Here is a 19870-nt window from a genome sequence, read left to right as displayed (position 1 = left end):
ACCCCTTTTCTCAGATAGCCAGCAGGCCACCATCGACCGGGAGCGGGTGCGCCGTGATGAACGAGGCGTCGTCGCTACAGAGGAATACGACAGCGCTCGCAATTTCGCTTGGCTCTGCCATCCGCCCGAGCGGTTGCATGGCGACGAACTGGTCGATGAGTTCCGGCGCGTCTTCTGCGGCCCGGCTTACCATTGGCGTGTCTACGACGCCCGGACAGACCGCGTTCACGCGAATCCCCTGTTTGGCGTATTCGACGGCCGCAACCCGCGTGAGGCCGATGATACCGTGTTTGCTCGCCACGTATGGCCCGCCACCGGCGGCCATCAGCCCGGCGACCGACGAGGTGTTGACGATGGCTCCGCCACCGCGTTCAATCATCACCGGAATCTCGTGTTTCATGCAGCGCCAGACGCCGGTCAGGTTCACGTCGATGACGCGCGCCCAGTCGTCGTCCGGGGTGTCTGCGAGTTGTGACATCTCGCCTTCGATACCGGCGTTGTTGTGGGCGAAATCGAGGCCGCCGTACACATCGAGCGTCGTCTCGACGAGCGCCTTCACGTCCGCGTCGTTGGTCACTTCGACCCGGACGAATGTCGCCTCGCCGCCCGCGTCGGTTATCATATCGACGGTCTCTTGCCCGCCGTCTTCAAGAACGTCCCCGACGACGACGTTCGCGCCTTCTTCGGCAAACCGCATCGCCGCTGCGCGACCAATCCCCGAACTCGCTCCCGTAACAATCGCTACCTTTCCCTCGATTCCATTCATTGGATTCTACCCCATCCCCTAGAGGGCACTACGGTACATCAATATTCTTTCATTTCCACGGTTTCCTGACTGTTCAATCACTTTTCGCGCCCGACACGTTTCAGCCCATCACGGTGGCTATTTTTACCGCCTCCTCGTAGTTCGCGCATGGACGCCCTCATCGAAGCCGCCCGCGAGATTCAGTCTGCGGCGCACGTGCCGTACTCCGACTATCGCGTGGGTGCGGCCGTAGAAACTGCGGACGGAACCGTGTTCACCGGCTGTAATCTGGAGAACGCGAACTACTCTAACTCGCTGCACGCAGAGGAAGTCGCCATCGCAGAAGCCGTGAAAAACGGCCACCGCGACTTCGTCCGCATCGCCGTCAGTTCCGGGCGACGCGACGGCGTTACGCCCTGTGGCATGTGTCGCCAGACTCTCTCTGAGTTCTGTGATTCCAACCTCACCGTGCTCTGTGATGAGGGCGAAGACGTGACCGAGTACACCCTCGGTGAACTGCTCCCAAACACCATCACCGAATCCCACCTCAAATAATGGACGCAGAAGACCCAAACGACGACGTACAGTACCACCTCGGCGTCGGCTCCGACGACGTTGCAAACGCCGTGCTCCTTCCCGGCGACCCAGACCGCGTAGAGAAGATCACCCAGTTCTGGGACGACTTCGAGATTCGCGGCGCACACCGCGAATATCGTACCGCGACGGGCAGCTACGACGGCGCAGAGATTAGCGTCACCTCTACGGGTATCGGCAGTCCCTCTGCCGCCATCGCCGTCGAAGAACTCGCACGCATCGGCGTGGACACGTTCATCCGCGTCGGCTCGTGTGGCGCAATCCAGCCCGAGATGGACGTTGGCGACCTCGTGATTACGACCGGCGGCGTCCGCCAAGAAGGCACGAGTTCCGAATACGTCCGCGAGGACTACCCTGCCGTCGCAGACCAGCAGGTCGTCATGGCCTTGATTGCGGCCGCAGAACGCCTCGGCTACGATTACCACACGGGAATTACGATGTCCGCAGACAGCTTCTACGCCGGGCAAGGTCGCGCCGGGTTCGAAGGCTTCGAAGCCCGCGGGGCAGAAGAGATGATAGCGGAACTCAAAGACGCGAACGTGAAGAACATCGAGATGGAGGCCTCCGCCATCATGACCATCGCCAACATCTACGGGCTTCGCGCCGGGGCGGTCTGTACCGTTTACGCGAACCGGGTAACAGGAGAGTTCCGCACCGAAGGCGAAGGCCGTGCGGCGGAGACGGCGTCGCTCGCGGTGAAACTCTTAGCGAAGATGGACGAAGCCGCGAAAGAGGCCGGAGCCGACCAGTGGCATCCGGGCCTTCCGCTGGAATAAGGCGATCGGCTATTTTCAGCTCGGTCACCCGTTCACGGGCCGCCCGGGAATCCCCACGCGAAGTGTTGCAAGTCCCGGCATCGGGTTCTCCGTGTTGAGCAGCGCAAAGTTGGTGATGAACAGCGATTTCTGTTCATTCCCGGACGTTCCGAACGCCACGTCTGAAGGACTATCGAGGCCGTCAGACTCGGTCGCCAGCGTTTTCATCGACTTGTCTGTGTTCACCCGGACAATCGTGTTCTGCGCGATAACCGCGACGTAGAGATTTCCGCGGTTGTCGGTGGTGATACCGTCACACCCAAAAATCCGGTCGTCTGCGACGAATAGTTCGGGTGTTCCTGCACTCCCATCCTGGTTAACCGGAATCCGTACGATGTGTCCCCGCTCTGCGACGCCGACGTAAATCGCTCCGTCTTTGCCACGGACGATGCCGTTTGCGCCGATTGGGAAGCCAAAGCCGAACGATCCGGTTCCTTCGAGCAGTTCAGAAGTGACCCAGGGGGTGGCGGCCCCCTCGGTCACGTACCAGACTGCACCGCCAGTCGAATCCGTGACGAGGAATCCGTCTCTGAACGGCATGAGGTCGTTCGGGAAGGTGGTTGGCGGAAGGGGGGAAAAGAGGGATCTGGTTCCATCCCGCTCCACTTTCCAGATACCGTGGGTATCGGCAGAATCGTCGCCCTCACCAACGCCGGTCAACAAGCAGACGAAGGCGGTTCCCTGTGGAGTGACCGTCACGCCAAGCACGCCGAATCCTGCGCCAATATCGAATGCCGCAAGCGGTGATGCAGTTGTATTATCGGCGGGAACTTTCCAGAGTTCACCGAGCGATGACATGCCGATGTACTTGTTTCCCCGTCTATCGACCGCGAGGTTCTCTGGGAGTTGTCCGCTGTTCGGGTCGAAATTCAACAATATCTCGACACCGCCACACTCGCCGGCTTTTGCCGACCCCATTGTGAGAACGAGGCCGCCCATGCCGATTGTTCTGAGAACTGCTCTTCGTGAAATGAGTTCTGTCATAATTTCCACCCCTTTGTTGTGGCTCTAGAGCTGTGTCAGGTGCTCGTCAGCTCCTGTGTGCCTCTAGTCCCTATCCTATAGGTTGCCAGTCTGTACCATTGTTATGCCAAACACACCACTGTAATCCGCAGTTAATCGAGACAGACAACGGGAGATGACATTCGGCCGGTGTCGGTCGCAATCACGGTGAACAGTCCTGAAACGAGTTACAAATCCGGCGTCTGCTCTCGGTGACTCGAAGACAGCAGTGGAAAAACTGAATCCCGACTTCTACATGTCGCCCCAGGCGGACACGGCGCGACCCACCGAGGTCACGTCAGCAATCCACCGGGTAGCGATAGACTTCTTCAGCACTTTTGCCGCAGGGCCGCCGAACGTGCCGATTGGCACCATCATGACGTTGTGGGCAACGGCGTCGTCGCCGACGGAGACGACTGTTCCCTTGTCCTTGTAGCTCCACGAGGTAAGCGCCTGCCCGTTCATGGCGCGAGCGACGTTCTCGCCGATGACGCCGCCAGCCTGCCACGCAGCCTGTGCGGTTGGCGGGGCAGGGCGCTCTGAGTTGAGCTGTTCGATGATCGCCGAGTCACCGAGGGCGAACACGCGCTCGTCCGAGGTCTGGAACGTCGCGTCTGCGTTCACGCGGTTGTGGTTCTTCTCGACGTTCGCCTCTTCGAGGGCGTCCTGTCCCGTGATGCCGCCGGTCCAGACGAAGACATCGAACTCGAGGGGTTCTCCCTCGTCGAAATAGATGGTGTCCTCTGCGGCTTCGGTGATTGGGTCGTTCGTGAGGATGTTGATGTCGGCTTCGAGGAGGCGCTTGCGGAGGGCACCTTGGATTTCTGGGTCTTGCCCGGGGAAGATTTCCTCCATCGCCTCGACGAGGTAAATTTCGAGTGGGGCGCGGTGCATGTCGCGGAACTCCGCGAGTTCACCCGCCGTCTGGATGCCCGACAGCCCAGCGCCGCCGATGACGATTTTGGCGGGGTCGTTGCGGGAGGCCTCGCGGGCGGCGTCTTTCACTTGGTTGTGGATTTCGAGGGCGTCCTCGAGGCCTTTGAGCGTGAGGGAGTTTTCTTCTAAGCCCGGGATCCCGTAGTAGGCCGTCTTCGAGCCGAGTCCGACGACGAGGTAGTCGTAATCGACGGTCGAGCCATCGTCGAGCTCGATTTCGCGGTCGTCGGTATCGACGGACTCGACTGCCGCTTTGATGAAGCGCGTGCTTGGGGATTTAATGTCCGCGATGGGGAGCGAAATCTTGTCCCGGACGCTCGGGTCGCGGATGCAACGGTGGACTTCGTGGAGGACGAGGTGGTAGTCCTCTTTCGAAATCCAGGTGATATCTGCGTTATCAACCTCGGCTTCTAGGCTCTGAATCGCGGCTGCGCCGGCGTAGCCCGCGCCGAGCACCACGATATTCTCGGTCATGGTGGCAACTCCGAAGTCCTGAGATACAAAGGCTTTGGAATCGTCACGCCGTCCGCGGCCGATTTCAATGATTATTGCCACCAATTAGCAGCGTGTCGCCACTCGCCGCGAAGAAACTGAAATGAGAGTGGGAAGGTTACTTCTTTGGCTCGCCGACGGGCGCTTTCATGTCGTCGATCGTCAGGATGAGGACGTTGTCCGTGTCGTCTTTGCCGTCGACGACGCCTTCGATGACGAGTTTCGAGAGGGGCGTCGGGCCAACGATGACCTCGTCGCCTTCGTGGAACTCGCGGATGGAGCCGCGAAGCGAAATCTCTGCGCGACAGAGTTCTGGGTGGTGGACGCTCGAAAGGTTGATTTGGGTGACGTTCGCGCCGTCTACGGACTCACCGTTGTGGAACAGCGGCACCTCTGCGGGCTGGTCCATGTCCTGGATTTCGAGGGCCTCGTAGGCGTTTGCGGTTGGCTTGTAGCCGCCTTTCGGGCCGGGGACACCTTCGACCAACTGAAGGGCTTTCAGGCTCTGCATCTGGTTGCGAATTGTGCCCGGATTCCGGTCGACTTCCGCCGCGATGTCTTCGCCCTTTACTGCGTCCTCGGTCTGGCGATGGAGGTTAATCAGGGCAGAAAGGATGCGTTTCTGGCTCGGGGTCAGCTCAATTGATGACATAGGCGTCTTTCGTGATAGATTTCCTTAAAGGCGGCGGATAGTATGTGATAAATCGACCGAATACGCCCTAGATAAGTGACAGAAATTGCAGGCAGGCGACGGGACAGATTGACGTCGAAGTCTCGTTTCCGGTACCTCTTTGCACCCACATCTATCTAGCTGTGGTAATGAACGATATGCGTGTTCTCGTGACTGGTGGAGCCGGATTCATCGGCTCGAACCTCGCCAATCACCTCGCCACCGACAACGACGTGATTGCCGTCGATGACTGTTATCTTGGGACGCCAGAGAACCTCGATTCGGCCGTCGAATTCGTGGACGCAAGCGTTCTCGACGACGACCTCCCAACCGACGTGGACGTCGTGTTCCACCTCGCGGCACTCTCCTCGTATCCGATGCACGAAGACGACCCGGTAACCGGCGCTCGCGTCAACGTCGAAGGATTTGTCAACACCGTAAATCAGGCGCGCCTCGACGGGTGTGACACCGTGGTGTACGCTTCGACCTCTTCGATTTACGGCAACCGAACCGAACCCTCGCCCGAATCGATGCCGGTCTCGGCGCGCACAGGCTATGAAGCCTCGAAACTCGCTCGGGAACGCTACGGCGAGTACTTCTCCCACCACTACGACATGCACATGGCTGGTATGCGGTTTTTCTCAGTGTACCAGGGCTACGGTGGCGCAGAAGCACACAAGGGCGAATACGCGAATCTCATCGCGCAGTTCGCAGACGACCTCGCTCACGGCGACGCGCCGGTCATCTACGGTGACGGCACCCAAACCCGGGATTTCACCCACGTCTCTGACATCGTTCGGGGCCTCGAACTCGCTGCTGACCACGAACTCGACGGCATCTACAACCTTGGCACGGGCGAGAGCTACACCACTAACACGCTCGTCGAGAAATTGAACGAGGTGCTTGGAACGAGCGTTGAACCAGAGTACATCGAGAACCCCATCCCTGCGGACGTGTACGTCCATGACACGATGGCCGACAGCGCGAAAATGCGCGAGGCGACCGGCTGGGAACCCGAGATCTCCTTTGAGGAAGGCCTAGAACTCGTCTGCGCGCAGTACCAGTAATCGGCTCCTTTTTTCAGGCCATGTCGTGTAGTGGTTCGTATGCAGCAAACAGCACGACTCATCGGGGTTCCCATGGACCTCGGTGCAGACCGACGTGGCGTCGATATGGGTCCCTCTGCGATTCGATACGCGGGCCTCGTAGACCGACTTGCCACAATCGATGTCGCCTGTGACGATGCGGGTGACATCGCCGTCCCACACGCCCACCTGCGCGACCCGGAGGCCGGTGAGCCAAAACACGGGAAGGCGAAGTATCTCGATGAAACGGCGACGGTGTGTACTCGACTCGCGGACAACGTTGCCTCGGCGCTCGCCGCAGGCGAGTTCCCACTTGTTCTTGGCGGCGACCACTCGATTGCGATTGGAACGATGGCCGGTGCCGCGAGGGATGCGAGCCTCGGTGTCATCTGGTTCGACGCTCACGGCGACTTCAACACCCCCTCGACCTCGCCAAGTGGAAACGTCCACGGGATGCCCCTCGCGGCGGTGCTCGGCCGCGACGAATTTGCTGACGCAGACTGGGCACACGCTCCGAACGTCAGTGAGGAAAACATCGTCATCGTCGGCCTCAGAAGCGTCGATGACGCAGAGCGAGCGGCCATCCGCGAAAGCGATATCACCGCGTTCACGATGTCCGATATCGACGAACGTGGCGTCTCAGCCGTGGTCGAAGATGCCGTCGAGATTGCCCGCGATGGCGTCGATGGCGTCCACGTCAGCCTCGATATGGACTGGCTCGACCCGAACGAAGCACCCGGCGTCGGGACGCCGGTTCGCGGCGGGGTCACCTACCGCGAGGCACACGCGGCACTCGAAATCGTGGCCGCAGAAAACAAGGCAACCGACTTCATGCGCTCGCTCGAAATCGTCGAAGTGAATCCGATTCTCGACGAACACAACGAAACAGCAGAACTCGCCACCGAACTTGCCGCAAGCGTCCTCGGGAAGCGGATTTTGTAGCTTAGCTCCGGTTTACGGTTCTGTCTCGGGGTGTTTCTTCGTCTGCGATTCGCTGGAAGGGGTGTTTGGCCGCCTCGGGGATGTGGTCGGGGAGATACACGACTTTTTCATTGCCAATCTGCACGCGGGTGATTCGCTCTGTCTGTTCCATCTTCGTGAGCAGGCGACTCACCGAGGCTTCAGACCAGCCCGTCGCATTGACGACTTGCTGTTGGCGCATCTGGCCGTCGTACTCCCCGAGCAGTTCGACGAGCAGCTCCTCTGGTGTCATCCCTGTTTCGAGGACGATGTCTGCTTTCGACTTCGATTCACTCGAGATAAGCTGGTCGAGCGGCGAGTCAGGTGAGCCATCGGTTGATTCTTGCGTCTCGTCAGGTACATTCGGCTCCTCGTCGGCTGGCTTGCGACCACCAACGGGCGTTTCGATAAACTCCTCTAGGACGTCATTGAGGTCGCCCCAGAGGTCTTTAAATCGGTTTTTGTCCAGTGGCATTGTTAGGGTGGTACGGCTGCCAGCGACCGGCACCGGGTGCCTATTGGAGCCTGAATAAACTGGCGGTACCTTGTCACTCTGGTCGTAACACTACTACAAAAAATAATAGGTTTCACCGAAAAAATCTTCGACAAACGCACGCAGTCGGGCGGTATTTTCGCGGGGAATGCAACTCCCCTTCTACGCACGCCGACGCTTCGACACCAGTGCGGTCAGGCGCCGAGGTCGAGCAGCGAGGCGGCCTGCTCCATATCCTTGTCGCCGCGCCCGCTCAGGTTGACGATGATGGTATCGTGGTCTGGTGCAACCTGCTTTGCGAGGGCGAGCGCGTGACTGCTTTCGAGTGCCGGAATGATTCCCTCCGTCTCGCTCAACGTCCGGAAGGCGTCGATGGCTTCGTCGTCGGTGATGGCGCGATACTCACACCGACCAACCGCCCGGAACATGGCGTGTTCGGGGCCGACGCCCGGATAGTCGAGTCCGGCAGAGACCGAGTGTACCTCCACGTCGTCTTCGATGACGCGCGTGGCCATCCCGTGGATGACGCCGTCTTTCCCCGAAGCGAGCGGCGCGGCGTGGCGCTTCGAGTCGCCGCCTTCACCGCCGCCCTCGCCGCCGTAGAATTGCACGTCATCATCGCGGAAGGCGTGAAACAGTCCAATCGCGTTCGACCCGCCGCCGACGCAGGCGACCGCCGCATCCGGCAGGCTCCCCGTCTGGTCGAGAATCTGGGCGCGGGCTTCTTCGCCAATCACCGACTGGAACTCGCGCACCATCCGCGGGAAGGGGTCGGGTCCGACCGCAGAGCCGACGAGGTAGTGCGTGTCTTCCATATTCCCCGCGAAGTCTTCGAGCGCAGCGTCGACGGCGTCTGCGAGTCCCGACCCGCCGCGGGTGACCTCGTTCACGGTCGCGCCCATGAGTCGCATCCGGAAGACGTTCATCTTCTGGCGCTCGACGTCCTTTTTCCCCATGTAAATCTCGGTTTCGAGGCCGAACAGCGCCCCGACCATGGCGGTCGCCGTGCCGTGTTGGCCCGCGCCCGTCTCCGCGATGAGCCGCGTCTTCCCCGCCTTCTTTGCGAGCAACGCCTGCCCGAGCGCGTTGTTGATTTTGTGCGCCCCGCCGTGGAGCAGGTCTTCGCGTTTGAGGTAGATGTCCGCGCCGTACTCTGCAGAGAGATTTTCGGCGTAGTACAACGGCGTCTCCCGACCCGCGTACTTCGTGAGCAAGTCGTAAAACTCGGCTCTGAACTCTGGTGAGTTCGCAATCTCGTCGAATGCCTCTCCCAGTTGTGCGAGCGGTTCTTCGAGCGGCTCTGGAACGTGTCGCCCGCCGAACGTGCCGAATTTGCCGGGATTGTCTCCCGAGTTGTGTTGCATGGTAGCAAGCCAATGTACAACAGTGCACAAAAATGTATGGTCGGCGACAGCGGTTGCCGGGGGCTTACTCGTCGGCTTCCACTTCTTCCGCTTCCTCGTCTGCGTCCGTGTTTTCTTCGTCGTCTTTCGCGCCCTCGCGTGCGTCGAGCGGTGGAATCACATCCACGCTCGCCACCTTATCACCGTCAGAGAGGCGCATCACGATAACGCCCATCGTGTTGCGGCCGACCTCCGAGATGTCGGCGACGTTCGTCCGCATAATCTGGCCGAGGTCGCTCATCACGACCACGTCGTCGTCGTCGGTCACCGACTTGATGGCGGTCACCTTGCCGTTTCGCTCGTTGGTCTTGATGTCGATGAGCCCCTTCCCGTAGCGCGATTGGGTGCGGTACTTGCTGATTGGCGTGCGTTTGCCGTAGCCGTTTTCGGTCACGGTGAGGAGGTCTGCCGATTCGTCCGCGGCGATGAGGCCAGCGACAGTGTCGTCACCCGAGAGCTTGATGCCGTTGACCCCGCGGGCGGTGCGGCCCATGGCGCGAGCGTCCGTCTCCTCGAAACGGATGGACATGCCGCCTGCCGTCGCAATCAGCAGGTCGGATTTACCGTCCGTAATCTCCACGTCCACGAGTTCGTCGCCGTCTTCTAAGCGGATGGCGCGAATCCCCGTCGAGAGGATGTTGGTGAAGTTGTCCGCACCGGTTCGCTTCACGTAGCCGTGTTTCGTGGCGAAGGTGAGGAACTCCTCTTCTGAGAAGTCGTCGGTGTTGACGACGGCCGTAATCTCCTCGCCCTTGTCGAGTTTGAGCAGGTTCACGGCGGATTTTCCGCGCGCCGTCCGGCCGACTTCCGGAATCTCGTAGGTCTTGAGCTGGTAGACCTGCCCCTGATTCGTAAAGGCGAGGAGGTAGTCGTGGGTGTTCGCCATGAACACCTTCGATACCTGGTCGCCCTCTTTGAGATTCGTCCCGATGATGCCTTTCCCGCCGCGACCTTGGGCGTCGAAGCGGTCTACGGGCATGCGTTTGACGTAGTCGTCTTCGGTGATGACGACGAGCACGTCTTCCTGTGGGATGAGGTCTTCGTGGGTGACCGTGCCGTAGTCCTCGACAATCGAAGTACGGCGGTCGTCGTCGTACTTCTCTTTGATGTCGAGCAGTTCGCCCTTGATGACCGAGAGCAGTTCATCTTCGTTACCGAGGATGGTTTCGAGGCGCTCGATGGTTTCGAGCACGTCCTCGTACTCCGTCTCGATTTCTTGTGATTCAAGGGACGTGAGGCTCCCGAGTTGCATCCGAACGATGTGTTCAGACTGCTTTTCGGAGAGTTCGAAATTCGCTTGAAGCCCGGTCTTCGCCGCATCGCGGTCTTCCGAATTACGGATAGTTTCGACGACTTCCTCGACGTTCTCTAAGGCAATCAACCGCCCCTCTAAGATGTGGGCGCGCTCTTCTGCCTCGTTGAGTTCGAACTCAGAGCGCCGCCGGACGACATCTTTGCGGTGCTCGACGTAGTGTTCGAGCATCTCTTTGAGCGTCAGAACACGCGGCTGACCGTCGACCAGCGCGAGGTTGATGACGCCGAAGGTGGACTCCAAGTGGTGTTCGAGCAGTTGGTTGCGAACGATATCCGTATTCGCGTTGTGCTTGAGTTCGATGACAACGCGAATCCCGTCGCGGTCGGATTCGTCGCGGAGGTCTGAAATCCCGTCTATCGTGCCGTCGTTTACGTTGTCCGCAATCCGCTCGATGAGCCGCGACTTGTTCTCCTGATACGGAATCTCCGTGATGATGATGCGGTCGCGGCCTTTCTCGTTCTCTTCGACCTCGAACTCTGCACGGACACGCAGCCGACCGCGACCGGTCGTGTAGGCGTTGTAGATGCCTTGGCGGCCAACGATGTTTGCGCCGGTCGGGAAGTCCGGCCCTTCAACGTACTCCATCAAGTCCTGGATAGACGATTCGGGATTGTCGATGAGTTCGACGGTTGCGTCGATGACCTCGCCCAGATTGTGCGGTGGGATGTTCGTCGACATCCCCACAGCAATCCCCGACGAACCGTTGAGCAGGAGGTTCGGAATCGCAGACGGAAGCACGTCCGGTTCCTGCAAGCGGTCGTCGTAGTTGCCCGAGAAATCAACCGTGTCCTTCTCGATATCGGAGAGCAGTTCCTCCGCGATGGAACTCATCCGCGCTTCCGTATACCGCATCGCGGCCGGTGGGTCGCCGTCTATCGAGCCGAAGTTCCCCTGCCCGTCGATGAGCGGATAGCGAAGCGAGAAGTCTTGGGCCATCCGGGCGAGCGCGTCGTAGATGGCGCTGTCGCCGTGTGGGTGATAGTTACCCATCGTCTGGCCAACGATACTCGACGCTTTCCGGTGGCTAGACCCACTCGACAGCCCCATCTCGTGCATCGCGTACAGAATCCGGCGGTGGACGGGTTTCAGGCCGTCTTCGACCGAGGGGAGGGCACGACCGACGATGACGCTCATCGCGTAGTCGATGTAGGACTGTTCCATCTCGTCCTCGATGAGGACGGTCGAGTGAATCTCTGCAGGCTCGTCAGAAGGTACGTCAGAACTCATTTAGATATCAACCCATTCGGCGTTCTTCGCGTGGTCTTGGATGAACTTCTTTCGCGGCCCGACGGAGTCGCCCATCAGCACGGAGAACATCCGGTCTGCGGCGGCAGCGTCTTCAATGGTGATGCGTTTTAAGATGCGGTTCTCCGGGTTCATCGTCGTCTGCCAGAGCTGTTCGGGGTTCATCTCACCGAGGCCCTTGAACCGCTGGACGTTCTCGGCTTTCCCGTTGCATTTCTCTTCTACGACCTTCTCGCGTTCTGCTTCAGTCATCACGTCGTACGTCTCGCCCTTATACCGGATGCGATAGAGTGGCGGCTGGGCGGCGTACACATAGCCCGCTTCGAGCAGCGGCCGCATGTGCCGGTAGAGGAAGGTGAGCAAGAGCGTCCGAATGTGCGCGCCGTCCACGTCTGCGTCCGTCATCATGACGATTTTGTGGTAGCGTGCGTCCTCGATGTCGAACTCGTCACCGATGCCCGTCCCGATGGCGGTAATCAGCGCGCGAATCTCGTTGTTCTCAAGGATGCGGTCTAAGCGGTGTTTCTCGACGTTGATAATCTTCCCACGGAGGGGGAGGATGGCCTGGAACTCGGGGTTGCGTCCCTGCTTTGCAGAGCCACCGGCGGAGTCACCCTCCACCACGAACAGCTCTGACTTCTTTGGGTCGCGTGTCTGGCAGTCAGCGAGTTTGCCTGGCAGCGACCCGGAGCCGAGTGCGTTCTTGCGGCGGGTGAGTTCCTCTGCCTTTTTGGCGGCCATCCGGGCTTTCGCGGCTTCGACGGCCTTCATGACGATGGCCTGTGCCGTGTCCGGATTCTCCTCGAAGAACGTGGACAGTTGCGTGTGCGTGATGCTTTCGACGATGCCACGAACCTCGCTGTTGCCGAGTTTCGTCTTCGTCTGCCCCTCGAACTGCGGGTCGGGGTGTTTGACGCTGATGACGGCGGTGATACCCTCACGGATGTCACTGCCTTTCAGATTGTTGTCGAGGTCGGAGATGAGGTTGTTTTTCGTCGCGTAGTCGTTGACGACGCGCGTGAGGGCGGTTTTAAAGCCGGTGAGGTGGGTACCACCCTCGCGGGTGTTGATGTTGTTGGCAAAGGCATGGATGGACTCCTGGAGTTCCTCCGTGCCTTGGACGGCGATTTCGACGTGGATGCCGTCCTGTTCGTCGGCGTAGTAGATGACGTCGTTGTGGAGGTTGGTTTTCGTCTCGTTTAAGAACTCGACGAACTCGCGGATGCCGCCTTCGAACATGAACGTCTCAGAACGGCCGTCTTTGCGCTCGTCTGTGAGCGTAATCGTGACCCCGGAGTTGAGGAACGCGAGCTCACGAAGCCGGTTTTCGAGCGTCGAGTAGTTGTACTCGCCCGTCTCGAAAATCTCGGTGTCCGGCCAGAAGTGGATGGTCGTTCCCGTCTCCTCATCAGGGTTCATCTCACGAACCTCTTCGAGGTCAGTGACGGGCTTGCCGCGCTCGTAGCGCTGGCTCCAGACCGACCCGTCGCGTTTGACCTCGACTTCGAGGACTTGTGAGAGCGCGTTGACAACGCTCACGCCGACGCCGTGGAGGCCACCGGACACCTGGTAGGATTTGTTGTCGAACTTCCCACCCGCGTGGAGCACCGTCATGATGACTTCGAGCGCCGGGCGGTCGTACTCCGCGTGCGTGTCGACCGGAATCCCGCGCCCGTCGTCTGAGACGCTCACCGAGTTGTCTTCGTGGATGGTGACTTCGATGGTGTCACAGTACCCGGCCAACGCTTCGTCGATGGAGTTATCCACGACTTCATAGACCAGGTGGTGTAACCCACGGGCATCTGTCGAACCGATGTACATCGCTGGCCGTTTTTGAACGGCTTCGAGCCCTTCGAGGACTTGAATCTGGCCAGCGCCATACTCGCCTTCATCGGACATTAGAATCTGTTTCTCGCTTGGGTTGCAGGGGTCATAAACCCCTCGCACGCGCGGGCGCGAAAGTGAGTTTCGTCCTCCGATTTCGCACGCAATCTGTCAGGGAATTAATCCCGGTGGAGACGGCCTGAGACGGCGGTGCTCTCTACGGGGAGTCGCACTGAATAAGCGACAGGCCCAAAACGTGTTCCAGTTCAGACACGACGTTCACTTTCACTCTACTACCGCGGGCGTTTTAATGCCCCCACGTTAATCTACCACTCAATGACCTCGTTCCAATCGACACTCGGCGAGGGCGAGGGGATCGCAGAAGAGCTGGCTCAAAGCCAGCGCGAGATCTCCATCGCTGAGTTCTTCGAGAAGAACAAGCATATGCTCGGATTCGACAGCGGTGCCCGCGGACTGGTCACTGCTGTAAAGGAGGCTGTCGACAACGCCCTCGACGCCACCGAGGAGGCCGGACTCCTTCCCGACATCTACGTAGAAATCGCCGAGGTGGGAGACTACTATCGTCTCATCATCGAGGACAACGGGCCTGGCATTACGGGCGAGCAAATCCCGAAGGTGTTCGGGAAACTGCTCTACGGGTCGCGCTTCCACAAGCGCGAACAGTCCCGTGGGCAGCAGGGTATCGGTATCTCTGCGGCCGTCCTTTACTCACAGCTCACCTCCGGGAAACCCGCGAAAATCACGAGTCGGACGAAAGGCAGTGCCGAAGCAAAATACTTCGAACTCATCATCGACACCGACACGAACGAACCGGAGATTCAGGCCGAACGCGAAACGACGTGGGACCGCCCACACGGCACGCGCATCGAGTTGGAGATGGAAGCCAACATGCGTGCTCGCGCGAACCTCCACAGCTACATCAAACACACCGCGGTCGTGAACCCCCACGCCCGCATCGAGATGCGCGAACCGGAGGAGACGTTCAAGTTCGAGCGCGCGACCGACCAACTCCCCGCAGAGACCGAAGAGATTCGGCCTCACCCACACGGCGTCGAACTCGGGACGCTGCTCAAGATGCTCGATGGGACGGCGTCGCACTCCGTCTCCGGATTCCTCCAAGAGGAGTTCACCCGCGTCGGGAAGAAGACAGCAGAAAGCATCTTAGAGAACTTCCGCGACCGCCACTTCGGCCGCGAGATGGCGTGGACGCCGCCGGGTGCGACCGAGGAGGTGCAACTTGGCACCGAAGAGAATCCAGACGTCACGACGCTCGAAGCGGCCATCGCAGAAGCCGTCGTCAACAAAGGCGAGAAACCAACCGAATCCTTCGCAGAGACGGTTGCCTCTCGAATCGAACAGATGGAGCGCGTCTCTTACACCAACCTCGAACGTGTCGTCGCAGACGTGGCAGACGAAACTGAGGACTCGTTCGACCCGACGTTCGGCAAAACCGTCCGCAAGAATGCAGTCGCCGCCACGTGGGAAGTTCTCACCGCGAACCGCGTTTCAGACATCTACTCGCTCGTGGACGAGGCGACGACCAGCCGCAAGGACGACGCCGTCGTTTACAGCCTTTCAGAGCGTATTGCGAACAAATTCGGCGGTGAGAACGAACGCGACCGCGCGACGCTCAAAACCCTGCGGTCGTTCGTCGACCGTGCCGCAGAACAGACCCAAAAGCGCGAAGACACGACCGTCGGAGAGACGGCGCGAAACAACATCGTAGACGCACTCTGGCGCATCATGAAGACGGTCACTGAGGACCTCCCACCAGTCAAGGAAGTTGCCGGAAACCGCGACACAGCGAGCGAACTGCTCGAAGGGATGCGCGAAGCCGACATCATGGCACCGCCAACGACGTGTCTCTCACCGATTACCGACGACCTGCTGCTCGCCGGGCTGAAAAAGGAGTTCGACGCGGACTTCTACTCGGCTGCGACCCGCGACGCTGATGTCCACGGCGGCGACCCGTTCATCGTGGAAGCCGGTATCGCCTACGGCGGCGACCTGCCCGCAGAGGGGACGGTCGAACTGCTCCGCTTCGCAAACCGCGTCCCGCTCGTCTACCAGCAGGGGGCGTGTACCATCACCGAGGTCACCAAGTCCATTGGCTGGCGTAATTACGGCTTAGACCAACCCGGTGGCAGCGGCCTGCCGAAAGGGCCCGCCGTCATCATGGTGCACGTCGCTTCGACCAACGTGCCGTTTACGAGCGAGTCGAAAGACGCGCTCGCGAACGTCCCGGAGATTCACGACGAAATCGAACTCGCCATCCGCGAGGCCGCGCGCGAACTCAAATCCTACTTGAAAAAGCGCCGGTCACTCCAGAAGCGCCAGCGCAAACAGGACGTTCTCGCATCCATCCTCCCGAAGATGGCGACGAAGCTCTCAGAGGTCACGAAGCGCCCGCCGCTCGTCATCGACGACTCGATGGCGCGCATCATGAACAACGTCCTCGTCGAGCGAAACGTCGAGGACGGCACGGTCGAAGTAGTGGTCGAAAACCACTCGAACGTGAACGCGAGCCTCGAAATCACCGACATCGTCACCGCAGAGCCACAGAGCGTCTCGAAGGGCGCGACCGTCGTTGAAATGGACGGCGAGTGGTTCATCAAGTGGGAAGCCGACGTGAGCGCGGGGGACGACGCCATGCTTAAATACAAAGTGGCAGACGAAGACGCATCGTTCGACCTCAGCGTGAGCGGGGTCGAGAATGAACGCCTGACAGTAAACGCATGAGTCCAAGTAAAAACGACGACGTTGCCCGCGAGCAACTCATCGACCTCGCCGCATCGTTCTACGACCAGTTCGCCGGGGGCGACATCCCGAAGATGCAGATTCCGACCCGGACGAAGAGCAACATCGTCTATGACGACGACCTCGGTGTCTGGGTGTACGGCGACCGAAAGAGTACCCGGAGCGCCAACAGCGTCCGCGGAGCGCGCAAACTGCTCAAAGCCGTCTACACTATCGACTTCCTCGCCCAGCAGCTAGACGAAGACCGCTCGTCCACCCTTCGTGAGTTGTACTACCTCTCTGAATCGTGGAACGAGGAGGAAGCGCAGTTCTCCAGCCAGGACGAATCGAACCAGCTCATCGAAGACTTAGAAATCGTCTCGAACGTCACCCGTGAAGACCTTCACATGCGCCCCGAAGAATCCGGGGCAACCCTCATGGGCCCGCTGTTCCTCCGCGAACAGACCCGCCGTGGCGAACGCGACATCCACTGCCAGAAGGACGTTGGCGAAGGCGGCTACCAGATTCCGAACAACCCCGACACCATCGAGTTCTTAGACCACGACGCGGACTTCATCCTCTGTGTGGAGACCGGTGGCATGCGCGACCGACTGGTCGAAAACGGCTTCGACGAGGAGTACAACGTCATCGTCGTCCACCTGAAGGGGCAGCCAGCGCGGGCGACCCGCCGCATCACCAAGCGCCTGCACAACGAACTCGACCTGCCCGTCGTGGTGTTCACAGACGGCGACCCGTGGTCGTACCGCATCTTCGGTTCGGTGGCGTACGGCTCGATTAAGAGCGCTCACCTCTCTAAATATCTGGCCACGCCCGACGCGAAGTTCGTTGGCATCCAACCAGAAGATATCGTGAAATACGACCTGCCGACCGACCCGCTCAGCGACTCAGACCGCAACGCGCTCGAAAGCGAACTCGAAGACCCACGCTTCCAATCTGAGTATTGGACCGAGCAAATTGAACTCCAGCTCGACATCGACAAGAAGGCAGAACAGCAGGCACTCGCCTCGCGCGGGCTTGACTTCGTGACCGACACCTACCTGCCAGAGCGCCTCTCTGCGATGGATATCATCTAAGCCGGTCTCCGTTTTTCTCCGTTCTCAGTTCAGCGTTCATCGAGTACGACGGGAACTCCCCGCGACGCCACATCACCAGCGAACGCTTTGCTGTCAGTTTCGAGTGCCTCGAACGTGTTGTAGTGAATCGGGCAGACGAGGTCAGGGTCGAGTGCTTCTGCGAGCGCGGCGGCTTCGTGGCGGTCCATCGTGAAACTCCCGCCAATCGGCGGCAGGAACAGCGACACGTCGAGGCGCTCGTGCCCCTCCAACACGTCGGTGTCGCCCGGCCAGAACACGTTGATGCCGGAGAGAGTGACGAGATAGCCAACGCCCATCCCCTCCTTGTGGTACGGCTCGCCGTTTTCCCGGACGTGTGGCCCGTCGGGGTCGTTGTAGGCAGCAAAGGAGCGAATGATAACGTCACCGACCGCGATATCGGACTCGTCGTCCACTTTCCGCACTTCGTAAGGAAGGCGGTTCACGTCCATCACGTCGCGGTCGATGAATCGGTGGTTGATGTTCTCGAAGATGACGACGGTCGCATCTTCTTTCGCCACGCGCTCGATGCCATCTGAGTCATAGTGGTGGGCGTGGGTCACGCAGACGACGTCACCGTCTTGGGCGTCGTAGTCGTCTAAAACGCCGTAGCGTCCGGGGTCGAAGTAGACGACCGTTCCGTCTTCTGCTTCGAGACGTACCGTTGCATAGCCGAGCCAATCGACGAGCAGGCCGTCGTATCTGAAGGTCATACCCGAAGGTTCGAAATCGACGGCAAAGAAGGTGGCTTACTGATTTTGGGCAAGCCGTTCGACGCGCTCCAACGAGTCTGCGTCATCGACGGTCTTGTCTTCACGCACTGAGAGGAAACGCGGGAATCTGAGCGCGTATCCGGATGAGTAGGTGGGAGAGGTTTGAATCTCCTCGTAACCGACTTCGAACACGACTTCGGGATGGATTTCGACCGTTTGGCCCGACTGCTGTTCGATGTGCGGTTCGAGCAGGGTCGTTAGTTCCGCGAGTTCCTCGTCGGTGATGCCCGTCGCCACTTTTCCAATGGTTTCGTATCCCGAATCCGTGCGGGCAGAGAGAAGGAACGTCCCGAGGAACTTCGCCCGGCGACCCTCGCCCCATTCCGCGCCGGTAACGACGAGGTCGAGCGTTTCAACGTCGGGTTTGCGCTTGAGCCAGTTTTTCCCACGACGGCCGGGGGAGTACGTCGAACCGGGATTTTTGAGCATGATACCCTCGTGGCCGTCTTCGAGTGCGTCAGCCTCAATAGTCGCAATTTCGTCTGCGTCACCCGTGACGTGGAGTTCTGAGACGCCCACGTCGAGCAGGTCGGTGAGCCGGGCGTGGCGTTCTGTGAGTGGCGCTTCTAACAGGTCGTCGCCGGCTGCGTGCAGGCAGTCGAAGACGTAGAGTGAGAGTTCGACTTCCTCGCGGGCACGGGCCACGTCGTGCTTTCGGCGAAAGCGCTTGAGCACTTCCTGAAATGGGAGCGGGCGGCCGTCGTCACCAATTGCGACAACCTCGCCGTCGAGGATGGCGGGCGCATTGACATTCTCGTGGACGAACTCCACGACTTCCGGCAACGGCTCGGTCACCTCCTCCATGTTCCGCGAGAAGATGGTGACCGCCTCGCCGTCGTAATGAATCTGAACGCGCGCGCCGTCGTACTTGACTTCGACGGCGGCTTCGTCCCACGATTCAAGAGCGTCGGTGACGGTTCCGGCCTGTGCAAGCATCGCTTGGACGGGGCGGCCGATTTCGAGGGTAAGCTCCGCGAGTCCGGCTTCGCCCTCATCGCGGGCGGTGACGGCGACGAGGCCGTAGTCGTTCGACACCTGCAAGGCGCGTTCGACAGCATCGACATCGACTGCAAACGCTCCGGCGATGGCGTCTCTGACGGCTCCTTCTCCCACGCCGATACGCATCTCAGAGAGAACGAGCCGGGCGAGATACCGGGCTTCGTCGGGGTCGGTGCGATTGAACAACCCAAACAGAATGTCGAGTTTGCGGTCTTGGCTGCCCGAGCCGTCTGCGGCGGCGACGCGGCGTAATTCTTCGTCCACCTCAGCGACGGTGAGTGCGTCCGTGCCACCCGTCCCAAAGGCGGCGAGGCCCTGTTGGCCGCCGAAGTCGTAGCTCGCGGCTACCTCGCCAATCTCACCCATCTCGGCGAGGCGGTCTTCGACCGAGGCGGCGGAGATGTTCTGTCCGGCCGCACGGGCGAGTGCCTCGTACAGCAGGCGCGGGCCGATGTCGAGCGTGGTCGAATCGTGGGCGGGGAACACCCGGCCTTGGATGAATCGGGCGATGGTCGCTAAGTCGTCCCCCGCGTCCGCAAAGAGGGTCGTTACGAGCGAGACGATTTCTAGGTCTGCCGGCTCGGCTTCGATGGCGCGAGCGCGGTCGGCGAACGCGGCGAACTCCATTGCCGGGACGTTGTCCTCTGTGA

16 protein-coding genes are annotated in these 19870 nt (G+C 60.1%); 6 read left to right on the top strand and 10 right to left on the bottom strand.

Translation table 11 applies throughout. The annotated features are described in order from the left end of the window. Positions 1-10 precede the first annotated feature (10 nt). Entirely contained in the window at positions 11-766 is a 756-nt protein-coding gene (locus tag V5N12_RS10870; RefSeq protein ID WP_332899190.1) for an SDR family oxidoreductase, read from the bottom strand. Between the two features lie 147 nt (positions 767-913). On the opposite strand from V5N12_RS10870, the gene cdd reads away from it, so the two are divergent. Both cdd and V5N12_RS10860 read left to right on the top strand, forming a co-directional pair. Then, on the top strand, positions 914-1300 hold the full coding sequence (cdd, locus tag V5N12_RS10865; RefSeq protein ID WP_332899189.1) for a cytidine deaminase: 387 nt from the start codon (positions 914-916) through the stop codon (positions 1298-1300). After that, on the top strand, positions 1300-2115 hold the full coding sequence (locus tag V5N12_RS10860) for a nucleoside phosphorylase (protein WP_332899188.1): 816 nt from the start codon (positions 1300-1302) through the stop codon (positions 2113-2115). Before cdd ends, V5N12_RS10860 begins: the two co-directional genes overlap by 1 nt. 24 nt (positions 2116-2139) lie before the next feature. On the opposite strand, the gene V5N12_RS10855 is transcribed toward V5N12_RS10860, so the two are convergent. From V5N12_RS10855 to V5N12_RS10845, 3 genes are all read right to left on the bottom strand, one after another. Then, the gene (locus V5N12_RS10855; RefSeq protein WP_332899187.1) at positions 2140-3138 is read right to left on the bottom strand and encodes an SMP-30/gluconolactonase/LRE family protein; all 999 of its coding nucleotides are present in this window, start codon (positions 3136-3138) and stop codon (positions 2140-2142) included. A 270-nt stretch (positions 3139-3408) separates the two neighbouring features. Beyond that, the gene (locus V5N12_RS10850; RefSeq protein WP_332899186.1) at positions 3409-4566 is read right to left on the bottom strand and encodes an NAD(P)/FAD-dependent oxidoreductase; all 1158 of its coding nucleotides are present in this window, start codon (positions 4564-4566) and stop codon (positions 3409-3411) included. A 136-nt stretch (positions 4567-4702) separates the two neighbouring features. Continuing rightward, positions 4703-5236, bottom strand: a complete 534-nt coding sequence (locus V5N12_RS10845; protein WP_332899185.1) for an Rrf2 family transcriptional regulator — start codon at positions 5234-5236, stop codon at positions 4703-4705. 167 nt (positions 5237-5403) lie between these two features. Here V5N12_RS10845 and V5N12_RS10840 point away from each other — a divergent pair, with 167 nt between their 5' ends. After that, the gene (locus tag V5N12_RS10840) at positions 5404-6321 is read left to right on the top strand and encodes an NAD-dependent epimerase/dehydratase family protein (RefSeq protein WP_332899184.1); all 918 of its coding nucleotides are present in this window, start codon (positions 5404-5406) and stop codon (positions 6319-6321) included. Positions 6322-6360: 39 nt separating this feature from the next. Next, entirely contained in the window at positions 6361-7281 is a 921-nt protein-coding gene (gene rocF / locus V5N12_RS10835; RefSeq protein WP_332899183.1) for an arginase, read from the top strand. 1 nt (position 7282) lies between these two features. On the opposite strand, the gene V5N12_RS10830 is transcribed toward rocF, so the two are convergent. The 4 genes from V5N12_RS10830 to gyrB all read right to left on the bottom strand — a co-directional run bounded on the left by V5N12_RS10830 (position 7283) and on the right by gyrB (position 13654). Further along, positions 7283-7774: a helix-turn-helix transcriptional regulator gene (locus tag V5N12_RS10830; protein ID WP_332899182.1), complete on the bottom strand. Its 492-nt coding sequence runs from the start codon at positions 7772-7774 to the stop codon at positions 7283-7285. A gap of 212 nt (positions 7775-7986) precedes the next feature. After that, positions 7987-9156: a tryptophan synthase subunit beta gene (trpB, locus tag V5N12_RS10825; RefSeq protein WP_332899181.1), complete on the bottom strand. Its 1170-nt coding sequence runs from the start codon at positions 9154-9156 to the stop codon at positions 7987-7989. A gap of 64 nt (positions 9157-9220) precedes the next feature. Beyond that, positions 9221-11737 (bottom strand): DNA gyrase subunit A, encoded by a 2517-nt coding sequence (gyrA, locus tag V5N12_RS10820; protein WP_332899180.1) that lies wholly within the window; start codon positions 11735-11737, stop codon positions 9221-9223. Then, a complete protein-coding gene (gyrB, locus tag V5N12_RS10815; RefSeq protein ID WP_332899179.1) occupies positions 11738-13654 on the bottom strand; it encodes a DNA topoisomerase (ATP-hydrolyzing) subunit B in 1917 nt (638 codons plus the stop codon). A gap of 261 nt (positions 13655-13915) precedes the next feature. Here gyrB and V5N12_RS10810 point away from each other — a divergent pair, with 261 nt between their 5' ends. Beyond that, on the top strand, positions 13916-16339 hold the full coding sequence (locus V5N12_RS10810) for a DNA topoisomerase VI subunit B (RefSeq protein WP_332899178.1): 2424 nt from the start codon (positions 13916-13918) through the stop codon (positions 16337-16339). Continuing rightward, positions 16336-17430: a DNA topoisomerase IV subunit A gene (locus V5N12_RS10805; RefSeq protein ID WP_332899177.1), complete on the top strand. Its 1095-nt coding sequence runs from the start codon at positions 16336-16338 to the stop codon at positions 17428-17430. Before V5N12_RS10810 ends, V5N12_RS10805 begins: the two co-directional genes overlap by 4 nt. A 29-nt stretch (positions 17431-17459) precedes the next feature. On the opposite strand, the gene V5N12_RS10800 is transcribed toward V5N12_RS10805, so the two are convergent. Continuing rightward, on the bottom strand, positions 17460-18161 hold the full coding sequence (locus V5N12_RS10800; protein ID WP_332899176.1) for an MBL fold metallo-hydrolase: 702 nt from the start codon (positions 18159-18161) through the stop codon (positions 17460-17462). A gap of 36 nt (positions 18162-18197) precedes the next feature. Beyond that, complete coding sequence (ligA, locus tag V5N12_RS10795) at positions 18198-19847, bottom strand: ATP-dependent DNA ligase LigA (protein WP_332900092.1); 1650 nt, start codon at positions 19845-19847, stop codon at positions 18198-18200. Positions 19848-19870 lie beyond the last annotated feature (23 nt).

Source organism: Haladaptatus sp. CMSO5, from assembly GCF_036689885.1.
Lineage (GTDB): Archaea > Halobacteriota > Halobacteria > Halobacteriales > Halococcaceae > QDMS2.
This window is presented reverse-complemented; position numbering and strand designations above follow the sequence as displayed.

Bases quoted from the DNA above. Each gene is read 5' to 3' on its own strand.
- V5N12_RS10870 (WP_332899190.1), bottom strand. From the start codon at position 766: ATGAATGGAATCGAGGGAAAGGTAGCGATTGTTACGGGAGCGAGTTCG.
- cdd (WP_332899189.1), top strand. From the start codon at position 914: ATGGACGCCCTCATCGAAGCCGCCCGCGAGATTCAGTCTGCGGCGCAC.
- V5N12_RS10860 (WP_332899188.1), top strand. From the start codon at position 1,300: ATGGACGCAGAAGACCCAAACGACGACGTACAGTACCACCTCGGCGTC.
- V5N12_RS10855 (WP_332899187.1), bottom strand. From the start codon at position 3,138: ATGACAGAACTCATTTCACGAAGAGCAGTTCTCAGAACAATCGGCATG.
- V5N12_RS10850 (WP_332899186.1), bottom strand. From the start codon at position 4,566: ATGACCGAGAATATCGTGGTGCTCGGCGCGGGCTACGCCGGCGCAGCC.
- V5N12_RS10845 (WP_332899185.1), bottom strand. From the start codon at position 5,236: ATGTCATCAATTGAGCTGACCCCGAGCCAGAAACGCATCCTTTCTGCC.
- V5N12_RS10840 (WP_332899184.1), top strand. From the start codon at position 5,404: ATGAACGATATGCGTGTTCTCGTGACTGGTGGAGCCGGATTCATCGGC.
- rocF (WP_332899183.1), top strand. From the start codon at position 6,361: ATGCAGCAAACAGCACGACTCATCGGGGTTCCCATGGACCTCGGTGCA.
- V5N12_RS10830 (WP_332899182.1), bottom strand. From the start codon at position 7,774: ATGCCACTGGACAAAAACCGATTTAAAGACCTCTGGGGCGACCTCAAT.
- trpB (WP_332899181.1), bottom strand. From the start codon at position 9,156: ATGCAACACAACTCGGGAGACAATCCCGGCAAATTCGGCACGTTCGGC.
- gyrA (WP_332899180.1), bottom strand. From the start codon at position 11,737: ATGAGTTCTGACGTACCTTCTGACGAGCCTGCAGAGATTCACTCGACC.
- gyrB (WP_332899179.1), bottom strand. From the start codon at position 13,654: ATGTCCGATGAAGGCGAGTATGGCGCTGGCCAGATTCAAGTCCTCGAA.
- V5N12_RS10810 (WP_332899178.1), top strand. From the start codon at position 13,916: ATGACCTCGTTCCAATCGACACTCGGCGAGGGCGAGGGGATCGCAGAA.
- V5N12_RS10805 (WP_332899177.1), top strand. From the start codon at position 16,336: ATGAGTCCAAGTAAAAACGACGACGTTGCCCGCGAGCAACTCATCGAC.
- V5N12_RS10800 (WP_332899176.1), bottom strand. From the start codon at position 18,161: ATGACCTTCAGATACGACGGCCTGCTCGTCGATTGGCTCGGCTATGCA.
- ligA (WP_332900092.1), bottom strand. From the start codon at position 19,847: ATGGAGTTCGCCGCGTTCGCCGACCGCGCTCGCGCCATCGAAGCCGAG.